Genomic DNA, 11452 nt, shown 5'->3' on the forward strand with positions numbered 1-11452 from the left:
ATCCGCGTCCTGATAGCGCTTGAGCGTAGCCAAACCCGGCGGATCCGCCTAGCGACTTATTCGACCTCCAACAATATCTGACGATTTTTCACCTGGTCGCCGACCCTGACCTGCAAGCGCTTGAGCACGCCATCGATGCCTGACTTGAGGGGATGCTCCATTTTCATCGCCTCCAGCACCACCAGCAACTGGCCTTTACTGACCGGGCTGCCCTCGGCGACCAGCACGTCGACGATCGCACCGTCCATCGGTGCCTTGAGCGTGCCGCAGCTGACGCTGGCCTGACTGCTGGCCGGGGCTTGAGTGCGATCCACCAGTTGCAGGCTGCCGGGCCGGGTGAACAGCCAGAGCTGCGCGGATTCGAGACGATAGGCATAACGTCGGCGGATGCCATCGATTTCCAGGGTGGCCCAGCGGCCGTCGCACTGCACGACCTTCAATTCAAGGGTGCGGGTGGCGACTTGAATCCGGTAGGGCGCGTCAGGCACTGCGTGCAATTGCACCGGCCAATGCTGATCTTCCAGGCCGATGCGATAGTGCAACGGCACGCTGGCATTGTTGCGCCAACCGGCCAGGGGCGCTGGGTGAGTCTGCGCCGAGGCCCGATAAAACAGGGCCGTTGCGATCGCCAGTTCTTCGGCGGTGGGGACCGGCGGATGCAGGCAGGCAGGGTCGGCAAAATACCTCGGGATGAACCCGGTGTTGAACTCGCCGCTGACGAACTGCGGGTGTTGCAACAGGCTGGCGAGCAGGCGCTGATTGCTCGGTATGCCCAGCAGCACGCTGTCCTGCACGGCGCGCAACAATTTGCGCCGGGCTTCTTCGCGGGTGGCGCCATGGGCAATGAGCTTGCCCAGCAGCGGGTCGTAAAAGGGGCTGATGCCCTGGCCTTCGATCAGGCCGTGGTCGATCCGCACCCCGTTCTGCAAGGCGGGCTCCCAGGTTGCGATGCGCCCGGTCTGGGGCAGAAACCCCCGGGCCGGGTCTTCGGCATACAAGCGCACTTCCATGGCATGGCCGTTGAGTTGCAGCTGCTCCTGACGCAGCGGCAGTGGCAGCCCTGCGGCGACCTGCAGCTGCCAGGCCACCAGGTCGAGGCCGGTGATGAATTCGGTCACCGGGTGTTCCACTTGCAACCGGGTATTCATCTCCAGAAAGTAAAACTGCCCGCTGGCATCCAGCAGGAACTCCACGGTGCCAGCGCCCACGTAATTCACCGCGCGCCCCGCCTTGAGCGCCGCTTCACCCATGGCCTGGCGCAGTTCGGTGGTCATCACCGGGCAGGGCGCTTCCTCGATGACTTTCTGATGGCGACGCTGGATCGAACAGTCGCGCTCACCGAGGTGGATCAGGTTGCCGTGCCGGTCGCCGAATAGCTGAACCTCGACGTGCCGGGGATCGATCAAGGCTTGTTCGAGGATCAGCTCGTCACTGCCGAACCCGTGCAGCGCTTCGGAGCGGGCGCTGCGGATCTGCTCCAGCAAATCAGCGGCGCCCTGGACCAGGCGCATGCCGCGCCCACCCCCGCCGGCACTGGCCTTGATCATCAGCGGGTAGCCGATGCGCCCGGCTTCGCGACACAGGGTCGCGTCGTCCTGTTCGGCGCCCTGATAACCCGTGATACAGGGCACGCCGGCGGCAAGCATGGCGAGTTTCGACAGGCGTTTGCTGCCCATCAGCTCGATGGCGTCGGGGCTGGGGCCGATAAAGGTGATGCCGGCGTGTTGGCAGGCGAGGGCGAAGCCGGGGTTTTCCGAGTGGAAACCGTAACCGGGGTGGATCGCGTCGGCCCCGGTGCGCCGGGCGGCGTCGATGATTGCCGCAATGTTCAGGTAAGACTGCTGCACCGGGGCCGGGCCGATGTTCACGGCTTCGTCGGCCATCTGCACGTGCAGGGCATCGGCGTCGGCATCGCTGAAAACGGCGACGGTGCGATAGCCCAGGGTTTGGGCGGTGCGCTGGATGCGGCAGGCGATTTCACCGCGGTTGGCGATGAGGATTTTGCTGAATCCGGGCATGGTTTGGTCCCTTGGTTTTGCGGTGAATGTGAGGGCCTCTTCGCTGGCAAGCCAGCTCCTACAGGGGGTTTGTGAACGACACAGAACCGTGTAGGAGCTGGCTTGCCAGCGAAGTTCTTAAAGCGCCCACCCCGGCTTACGCTTCTGCACAAAAGCCATTGTCCCCTCGACCCCCTCAGCCCCGGTCACCGCCTCGCTGAACCATTCGGCCGCCTCATCGAGCAACGTATCCGCCGGCTGCCCCGCACTCGCCAGCAACAGCTGTTTAGTCCGCGCATTGGCCTCCGGTGCACAGCACAACACATGGGCCAACACCTCATCGAGACGCTCGGCCAGGGCTTGCGCGTCATGTTCGACAAAATGCACCAGGCCGATCCGCTTGGCCTGGGTGCCATCGAAACGCGCCGCCGTCAGGGCGAGTCGACGGGCCTGGGTCAGGCCGATGCGCTGGACCACGAACGGCGCGATCTGCGCGGGCAGCACACCGAGACTGGTTTCCGGCAGACCGAATTGCGCCTGATGATCGGCCAGGGCGACGTCACTGACGCATGCCAGGCCCAAGCCACCGCCGAGTACGGCGCCTTGCAGCACGGTGATGACCACTTGCGGCGTGTGTTGCACCGCTTGCAGCAGCGTGCCGAACGCTCGGTTCAACTCGCGGCAGGCCGTCGAGCCTTGAGCGCGGGCGTTGGCCATGTCCTTGATGTCGCCACCGGCACAGAAATGCCCGCCGGCGCCACCGATGACCAAGGCACGCACAGTTCGGTCATCATGTACCGCCGCCAGCACCGCGCTCAGTTCGGCGACCATCTGCAGGCTCATGGCGTTACGGCTGTCGGGGCGGTTGAGGGTGATGTGCAGGACGCCGTTGTGCAGTTCCAGCAGCAGGGTCTGGCAAACCGGCAAGATGCTCATTGTTTTTTCCCCGGCAGGATGCCCATGAGTTTGCAGATGATCCCCAGCATGATCTCGTCGGCCCCGCCGCCGATCGACACCAGCCGCACATCGCGGTAGGCCCGGGCCACCGGGTTGTCCCACATGAAGCCCATGCCGCCCCAGTATTGCAGGCAACTGTCGCTGACTTCGCGGCCCAGGCGACCGGCCTTGAGTTTGGCCATCGACGCCAGGCGGGTGACGTCCTGGCCTTTGATGTATTGCTCGGTGGCCTGATAGACCAACGCGCGCAGGCATTCGATTTCGGTCTGCAGTTCGGCCAGGCGGAAGTGAATCACCTGGTTGTCGATCAGCGCATTGCCGAAGGTCTTGCGGTCCTTGCAGTACTCGATGGTGCTGTCGATGCAGTATTCCAGGCCCTTGATCATGTTGGCCGCGCCGAACAGGCGTTCCTCCTGGAACTGCAGCATTTGCATCATGAAGCCCGCGCCCTCGTGGCCGATGCGGTTGCGTTGCGGCACGCGCACGTTGTCGAAAAACACCTGGGCGGTTTCCGAACTGCGCATGCCGAGCTTGTCCAGATGCGAGCTCAGGCTGATGCCTGGCGTGTTCATCGGCACCATGATCAGCGACTTGTTGACGTGGGGTTTGTCGTCCGAGGTGTTGGCCAGCAGGCACATGAAATCGGCGCTCGGCGAGTTGGTGATCCACATCTTGCTGCCGTTGATCACGTAGTCGTCGCCGTCCTTGCGCGCGCTGGTTTTCAATCCCGCCACATCGGAACCGGCGGCGACTTCGGAAACGCCGATGCAGCCGACCTGCTCGCCGGTGATCGCCGGACGCAGGAACTCTTCGCGCAATTCATCGGAACCGAAGCGGGCGAGTGCCGGGGTGCACATGTCGGTCTGCACGCCGATGGACATTGGAATCCCGCCGCAATGAATGGTGCCGAACTCTTCGGCGGCGACGATCGAATAACTGTAGTCCAGGCCCATGCCGCCGAACTTCTCCGGCTTGGAAATCCCCAGTAAACCGAGGTCGCCGGCCTTGCGGAAAAGCTCATGGATCGGAAAGCGTCCGGCCTTTTCCCATTCATCAACGTGCGGGTTGATCTCGTGGTCGACGAATTGGCGGATGGTGCGGCGCAGTGCTTCGTGTTCCTGGGTGAAGATCATTTTTATTGTTCTCCTCTGATCGCCCTTAGAAGCGGGCTACACCAAAACTGTTGGCTTGCAGTGAGCGCACTTCGGCTTCATGACAAATATCCAGCAGGTACCCGAGCAAGGTCCGGGTATCCCGCGGGTCGATCAGCCCGTCGTCCCACAGACTGGCAGTGCCATACAGCGCGGTCGACTGGTTGTCGAGCTTCTGCGCGGTGACCTGCTCCAGCTTATCGAGCATGGTCGGGTCGGGCACCTGCCCGTCCTTGAGCTGTTTGGCCTCGGTGACGATCCGCAGCACCTTGCCGGCCTGGGCGCCGCCCATCACCGCCGTGCGGCTGTTGGGCCAGGCGAAGATGAAGCGCGGGTCGAGGCCGCGGCCGCACATCGCGTAGTTGCCGGCGCCATAGGAGCCGCCGACAACGATGGTCAGTTTCGGCACCCGGGCATTGGCCACCGCCTGGATCATTTTGGCGCCGTGCTTGATCACGCCTTGCTGTTCCGCCTCGGTGCCGACCATGAACCCGGTGGTGTTGTGGAAAAACAGCAGCGGCGTCTGGCTCTGGTCGCAGAGCTGGATGAACTGCGCCGCCTTGCTCGCCCCCTTGGGCGTGATCGGGCCGTTGTTGCCGATAAAGCCGCAGGCGCGACCCTGAATCTGCAGATGGCCGCAGACGGTTTGCTGATCGAACTCGCCCTTGAATTCGAGGAAGTTCGAACCGTCTGCCACTCGCGCGATGATTTCACGGACGTCGTAAGGTTTTTTCGGATCGTCGGGGATCAGCCCCAACAGTTCGTCGATGGGGTAGAGCGGTTCTTCCCACTGTCGCGCAGGGATTGCAGGCAACCGCGCATTCCACGGCAACAACCTGACAATCTCCCGCACCTGTCGCACGCCATCGGCATCGTTCTCGGCCAGGTATTCGGCAGTGCCAGCGATCTGCGCATGCATCTGGGCGCCACCCAGTTCTTCATCTGTGGCCACTTCGCCGGTGGCCGCCTTGAGCAGCGGCGGGCCGGCCAGAAACAGCTTGGCTTTACCGCGCACCACCACCACGTAGTCCGACAACCCCGGTTGATAAGCCCCGCCAGCGGTGGCCGAACCGTGGACCACGGTGATCTGCGGCAGCCCCATGGCCGACATCCGCGCCTGATTGGCAAAGCTGCGCGCGCCTTCGACGAAAATCTCCGCTGCGTAATTGAGGTTGGCGCCGCCGCTTTCGGCGAGCGTGATTACCGGCAGTTTGTTGTCCATGGCGATCTGTTGCAGGCGCAGGGATTTTTTCAGACCGCTGGGGGAGATGGTCCCGCCCTTGATCGCGCTATTGTTTGCCACCACCAGCACCCGCACGCCGGACACGTACCCGATCCCGGCGATCAGGCCGCCGCCGGCCGAGCTGCCGTCCTTGTCGTCGTGCAACTTGTAACCGGCCAGGCTCGCCAGTTCGAGGAAGGGGGCGCCGGGGTCGAGCAGCAGGTTAAGGCGCTCGCGGGGCAGCAGTTGGCCGCGCTTGTCGAACCGGGCCTTGGCTTCGGCGGCCTTGTCCAACAGGTTCTGTTCGAGCTGGCGGACGTGCTCGATGCCCACCAGCATCGCCGCGCGATTGCGCGCGAACGGGTCGCTGAAGGGGTCCATTTGCGACTGGATCACCGGCATGGCTTATTCCTTGTCCTTGAGCTCCTCGGGCCTGCAAACAGATCGGCGTTGCACATCGGATCGTAGGCCACGGCGCTTGTCCTCTAGTTGACCTGGTCGGCGATGCGCTGCGGCACCGGAATCTGGATTTCCAGCAGTTGTTGAGCAAAGGCCTTGCCTTGCGGATCGATGCGCAGGCTGGCCACACCGCCACCTCCCAGGGCGTTTTCCAACAGAAAATTCAGGCTGTGGCTGGCGGGCAGATACCAACGTTCGACTCGACCAAGAACCGGGTCGAGGACATGGCTCATCCAGTCGACGATCACCTCCGGGGTCAAGGCTTCGGCGATCCATGGCAAGTACTCGGGGTCGCGCGCCATGACCCCGATATTGCTGTGATTGCCCTTGTCGCCGGAGCGCGCCACCGCGAGCTTGATCAGGGCGACGCTGGCGTCGGCCAGGCCCGTGGGTTTGGGTGGGTCCAGGGGGATGGGCAAATCCGCGGTGTCGAGACGGTCGACGGCGGGCAGGGCACACGGATGGCGCTGGCCGGCGAGGTCGATCTGCAGGGTGCAGGCGCTTTTGTCGATGAGGAACGAGAACAGCCGGATCAGCGGATACACCGTCGGCCGCCCGCCGACGATCCCGGTCAGCCCCGGCGCCATGCCGGTAGCGGCCTGGGCGATTTCCCTGGAGAACAGGATCAGCGCCTGTTTGCTCGAATGGCGTACGGCGAGCTTGATCACCACTTCGCGGCTGTCCTGCCGCTGGCCATGGGGGCCATAGGTGGCCTCGCTACCCAGCAGTTCGATGTTCACTTCAGTGTAAGGCGCCCAGCCGCGCTGGCTGAACATCTGCGCGGTCTTGGCGATGATCGCCTGGCCGACCCGGCGTGCCTTGTCGACCGCATCGATCCCGGCGATCAGGCAACTGGCGGTGCAACGAAAGCCGTCCGGGTACGTGGCGCTGACCTTGTATTGATCGGTGGGCGGCAAGCCTTTGGCGCCGTGCACCTGAACCGCGTTCCTGCCTTGTTGCACCAGTTTTACCTGAGTGAAATCACAGACCACGTCGGGCAGCAGATAAGCCTGCGGGTCGCCGATTTCATACAACAGTTGTTCACCGACAGTCAGTGGCGTGACCAGGCCGCCGGAGCCTTCGGGTTTGCTGACGATGAACTGGCCGTCGGCGCTGACTTCCACGATGGGAAAGCCGATGTGTTCGTAGTCGGGAACGTCGCGCCAGTCAGTGAAGTTGCCACCGGTGCACTGCGCGCCGCATTCGATGATGTGGCCAGCCAACGCGGCCTGGGCGAGTTTGTCGTAGTCGTGCCAGGACCAGTCGAATTCGTGCACCAGCGCGGCACTGACCACGGCGCTGTCGACCACCCGGCCGGTAATCACGATGTCCGCGCCCAGTCGCAGGGCCTCGACTATGCCCGGCGCGCCCAGGTAGGCGTTGGTCGAGACGCACATCGGCGGCAGCGGCGCGCCGCTGAACATTTCATGCAGGCCAAGGCCGCTTAGTTGTTGGAATTGTGGTTGCAGGTCGTCACCCAGCAGCACGGCGATTTTCAGCGCCACCCCGGCCTGGTCGCAGGCATCCTGCAGTGCAGCGGCACAAGCGTGTGGGTTGACCCCGCCGGCATTGCTGATCACGCGGATGTGCTGTTCGGCGAGCTGAGTGAGCAAGGGGCCGAGGACTTCGATGAAGTCGCTGGCGTAGCCGGCCCGGGGGTCTTTCATGCGTGCGCCGGCCATGATCGACAGGGTGATTTCGGCCAGGTAGTCGAACACCAGATAGTCCAGGCGCCCGCCCGCCACCAGTTGCGCGGCGGCTGTCGAGGTGTCGCCCCAGAAGGCGCTGGCGCAACCGATGCGAATTGTCTTGGACCCCGTCAACGCCATAGCCACCTCCGCAGCAGAATATCGAGACTACCAAGCAAGCGCTTGGTTTGTAAACGACTAAACTATCTTCTTCCCGAGCGCTTGCTTGGTCGCCGCCTCCAGCTTAAATTGCCCGCGCAACCCCACGAAATTGTGGGAGCGAGCTTGCTCGCAAAGGACGTGAACGATAACGCTGGAAGCCTGATACCCCGTAGCGCTCTCAGGTTTTTCGCGAGCAAGCTCGCTCCTGCATGAGCGGTGTATTGGATTGATCGACTGTAGGAGAGAATGGGTGGACGAGCAAAAAGCCCTGAGGGTGATGCGCGAATTGGTCGACAACGGCCAATTGACCGACCCGGACAGCGCCCGCGGCAAACTGCTGCAAGTGGCGGCCCACCTGTTTCGCAACAAAGGCTACGAGCGCACCACCGTGCGCGATCTGGCCAGTGCCGTCGGGATTCAGTCCGGCAGCATTTTTCATCACTTCAAAAGCAAGGACGAAATCCTGCGGGCGGTGATGGAGGAGACCATTCGCTATAACACGGCGTTGATGCGTGCAGCCCTGGCCGAGGCCGGCAGTGTGCGCGAACGGGTGTTGGCGCTGATTCGTTGCGAGTTGCAATCGATCATGGGCGGCAGCGGCGAGGCCATGGCGGTGCTGGTGTACGAATGGCGTTCGCTGTCCGAAGCAGGGCAGGCGCGGGTACTGGCCCTGCGCGACATCTACGAAGAGCTGTGGCTGCAGGTGCTGGGCGAGGCCAAGGATGCCGGGTTCATTCGCGGCGATGTGTTCATTACCCGACGGTTCCTGACCGGTGCACTGTCCTGGACCACCACCTGGTTTCGCGCCGGCGGCAGCCTGAGCCTCGATCAATTGGCCGATGAAGCGTTGATTCTGGTGCTGGCAGAGAATTAACAGGGGGTGTGCGAAACCCGTCTAGACTGGTGAAGTGGCTGAAAGCACCTGGCTTGGATGCATTTAAGCGTTTTTTTTCGGGAGTGGGTTGTTTGATGTCTTCGCCAATTCGGACGGCCTCGGTGTTTTTACTGGTGGCGTTTTCGTCGATAGGGGCAATACCGGCCCAGGCTGCACAACTGGTGCGGATCAGTGCCGCGCATTTCCCGCCCTACACGGTTCGCCCGGAAACCGGTGCCGACACCGGCCTGTTGCCGCAATTGATCGAGGCGCTGAATGCCTTGCAGAGCGACTATCAATTTGTCCTGGTGCCGACTTCGATTCCCCGGCGCTTCGGTGACTTCAAGCAAGGCCGGGTGGACATGGCGATTTTCGAGAACCCGAACTGGGGCTGGAAGGACATCCCCCACACCACCGTCGACATGGGGCTGGAAGACGCCGAGATTTTTGTCGCGCAACGCGAGCCCGATCGTCAGCAAAGCTATTTTGCCAGCCTCACCGGCAAACGCCTGGCGCTGTTCAGCGGCTATCACTACGAATTTTCCAATTTCAATGCCGACCCGAAGTTTCTCGCGCAGAACTACAACGCCACGCTGACCTATTCCCATGACAGCAACCTGTTGATGGTGCTGCGCGGGCGAGCGGACATTGCCCTGGTAACGCGCTCTTACTTGAGCGACTACTTGCTGCGCAACGAGCAGGTCGGCAATCAGCTGCTGGTGTCCGAGCGGGTCGATCAGATCTATCACCACTACGCCATCCTCCGCCCGACAGCGCCCATCAGTGGCGCTGCATTTGGCAAGTTGCTGCAAGACTTGCGCGAGAACGGCCAGATGCTGAAGATTTTTGATCCGTACAAGATTGCCGTGGTGCCGGTGCCCGGTCACTGAGATCGCGCCACAGGTCGCGTATTGACCGACTTCTGTTAAATTTCTCGGCTTGGCTCACGTCACTTCGTTGAACTGTCGACGATTAATGTGAGCCCGCCCCATGTCCAATCCGAATCACCTGACTGCCCTGGCGTTGCCCACAGGCAGCCGTCTTGTAGCTGATGAAACCGAAAGCCGGCTGAGCCTCGACCTGGATGGGCAGCCGCTGATCAAGTTGCGGCTGACCCGCGAACCTGAACTGCTGGTGCAGCTGGAGCAAGGTTTCGACCGTCCCGAAGGCGATGCACTGCGCACGGCCTGTTATTGGCTGTTTGCCCGCGACCCTGGCTGCCAGCGCCTGACCTGGCAGCTGGATGAGGTCCCGGTTGACGCCTTGCGCAACGGCTTGCTGGTCGCCACCGAAACCTCCGGCCAGTATCGCTGCGAGCGCACCCTGTTCTGGCAGTTGCCGCAGCCCTGGCTCGGTCAATCCCTGGCCAGCAGCTATCCGCAGCACATGGTCATCAGTGGCGGCAAACGTCATCCGTTGCGTGCGATGAAACCGCAGGGTGAAGTGTATCGACGTTTCGATGCCCGGTTGGGCGCGTGGATTTCCCTGCGCACGCTGGACATCGACCATGACCTTGCACGGTTCAATCGTTGGCAGAACAGTGCGCGGGTCGCGAGTTTCTGGCAGGAACAGGGCAGTCTCGAACAGCATCGCGAGTACCTGGGCAAGCTCGAGGCCGACCCCCACACCCTGACGCTGATCGGCTGTTTCGATGATCAGCCGTTTGCCTATTTCGAAGCTTATTGGGCCAAGGAAGATCGCATTGCGCCTTTCTATGAGGCGGACGATTACGACCGGGGTATTCACATGCTGGTCGGTGAAGAGCATCACCGCGGCCCGCACAAGGTAGCGAGCTGGTTATCGGCGCTGGTGCATTACCTGTTTCTCGATGATCCACGGACCCGGCGGGTGGTGGCCGAGCCTCGGGCCGACAACGGCAAGATGATCGGGTATATGCAGGGCCAGCGTTTCCATTGCGAGAAAGAGTTTGATTTTCCGCACAAGCGTGCGGCGTTGATGGTGTTGGGGCGGGAGCGGTTTTTTGAGCGGTGTGTGTTGGCTTGATGCGTAAGGCTCGAGATCTCTTCAGGTCTTGAGGCCGCCTTCGCGAGCAAGCCCACACACAGGTTTTGGGTGTTCTCTGATGTTGTACGCGACACAAACCTGTAGGAGCGAACTTGCTCGCGATGGGGGCGAAGCAGGATTCGGGTCCTAGCGGCGGGCAAAGGTATCCGCCCGACTCCCCGACACCTTCCGGCAGTGCACCAAAGCATCGCGAATCATGAAGTTCACCAGGGTCGGCGAGACCCCGAGTTCCTTGGCGATGTCCTTCTGCGGCACGCCATGCAGGCGGTACATCTCGAACGCGTAGCGGGTGCGGCTGGGCAACTCCGTCAGCGCGTCGGCAATGTGTTCCAGGGTCGAGAAATTGATGTGCGAGGTTTCCGGCGAGGCGCCTTGAATCACCACGTTCAGGCCTTCTTCTTCAGGGCCTGAATACTTCTGTTCCAGTGCCTGTTTACGGTAGTGATCGATCGCCAGGTTGCGCACGATCTGGAACAGGTAGCTGAGTTGAGCCTTGAACGAGGACGTGATTTGCGGCGCCGACTGCAGGCGGAAGAACGCATCCTGTACCACGTCTTCAGCCCGCGAGCGGCAGCCGGTAATACGGGCTGCAATCTTGACCAGAATCAGTCGATTGTCGACGAATGCCTGAAGTAGCGGTGAATCGCACCTGCTTGTGGACACTTGTTCCGTCATGGAAATCACCCTGCTGCAAATAGGTTAGTGGGACGGCTGGAAGACCGGTGCCGTCCTACACATCGAGCGACAAATTATGTTGAATGATAATGATTGTCAATTGAGAAAGAGAATTAATGCTCCCCAAAGGTGCGGAGTGAGAACTGCGACACGCTGACGCACTGCAGCGGGGCTGGCGATCCGGCCCGCCGACTAATTATTTGCAGACGTCATCCGTTCCCATTGGTGAATAGCACAGCGCA

At 62.0% G+C, this 11452-nt stretch carries 9 protein-coding genes and 1 pseudogene; 4 read left to right on the forward strand and 6 right to left on the reverse strand.

Going from position 1 to position 11452, the window contains the following annotated elements; all coding sequences use genetic code 11:
• Positions 1-56 precede the first annotated feature (56 nt).
• From ELQ88_RS10155 to ELQ88_RS10175, 5 genes are all read right to left on the reverse strand, one after another.
• Positions 57-2018 (reverse strand): acetyl/propionyl/methylcrotonyl-CoA carboxylase subunit alpha, encoded by a 1962-nt coding sequence (locus tag ELQ88_RS10155; RefSeq protein WP_138964876.1) that lies wholly within the window; start codon positions 2016-2018, stop codon positions 57-59.
• Positions 2019-2135: 117 nt separating this feature from the next.
• The gene (locus ELQ88_RS10160; protein ID WP_138964879.1) at positions 2136-2933 is read right to left on the reverse strand and encodes an enoyl-CoA hydratase-related protein; all 798 of its coding nucleotides are present in this window, start codon (positions 2931-2933) and stop codon (positions 2136-2138) included.
• Positions 2930-4087 (reverse strand): citronellyl-CoA dehydrogenase, encoded by a 1158-nt coding sequence (atuD, locus tag ELQ88_RS10165; protein ID WP_128870995.1) that lies wholly within the window; start codon positions 4085-4087, stop codon positions 2930-2932. Before atuD ends, ELQ88_RS10160 begins: the two co-directional genes overlap by 4 nt.
• 25 nt (positions 4088-4112) lie before the next feature.
• Positions 4113-5729: a geranyl-CoA carboxylase subunit beta gene (gene atuC / locus ELQ88_RS10170; protein ID WP_138964880.1), complete on the reverse strand. Its 1617-nt coding sequence runs from the start codon at positions 5727-5729 to the stop codon at positions 4113-4115.
• Positions 5730-5812: 83 nt separating this feature from the next.
• Positions 5813-7615, reverse strand: coding sequence for an acyclic terpene utilization AtuA family protein (locus ELQ88_RS10175; RefSeq protein ID WP_138964882.1), 1803 nt, complete (start codon positions 7613-7615; stop codon positions 5813-5815).
• 108 nt (positions 7616-7723) lie between these two features.
• On the opposite strand from ELQ88_RS10175, the pseudogene ELQ88_RS34580 reads away from it, so the two are divergent.
• The 4 genes and pseudogenes from ELQ88_RS34580 to ELQ88_RS10190 all read left to right on the forward strand — a co-directional run.
• Positions 7724-7843, forward strand: a pseudogene (locus ELQ88_RS34580) (outer membrane lipoprotein carrier protein LolA); the annotation flags it as partial.
• 43 nt (positions 7844-7886) lie between these two features.
• Positions 7887-8510 carry a TetR/AcrR family transcriptional regulator gene (locus ELQ88_RS10180; protein WP_128870992.1) on the forward strand — a complete coding sequence of 208 codons (624 nt, stop codon included), beginning with the start codon at positions 7887-7889 and terminating at the stop codon, positions 8508-8510.
• 95 nt (positions 8511-8605) lie between these two features.
• Positions 8606-9400, forward strand: coding sequence for a transporter substrate-binding domain-containing protein (locus tag ELQ88_RS10185; protein WP_178084679.1), 795 nt, complete (start codon positions 8606-8608; stop codon positions 9398-9400).
• Positions 9401-9500: 100 nt separating this feature from the next.
• Positions 9501-10514 carry a GNAT family N-acetyltransferase gene (locus ELQ88_RS10190; protein WP_138964884.1) on the forward strand — a complete coding sequence of 338 codons (1014 nt, stop codon included), beginning with the start codon at positions 9501-9503 and terminating at the stop codon, positions 10512-10514.
• Between the two features lie 147 nt (positions 10515-10661).
• On the opposite strand, the gene ELQ88_RS10195 is transcribed toward ELQ88_RS10190, so the two are convergent.
• Positions 10662-11210 carry an RNA polymerase factor sigma-70 gene (locus ELQ88_RS10195; RefSeq protein ID WP_054614033.1) on the reverse strand — a complete coding sequence of 183 codons (549 nt, stop codon included), beginning with the start codon at positions 11208-11210 and terminating at the stop codon, positions 10662-10664.
• Positions 11211-11452 lie beyond the last annotated feature (242 nt).

It is taken from the genome of Pseudomonas sp. MPC6, assembly GCF_006094435.1.
Lineage (GTDB): Bacteria > Pseudomonadota > Gammaproteobacteria > Pseudomonadales > Pseudomonadaceae > Aquipseudomonas.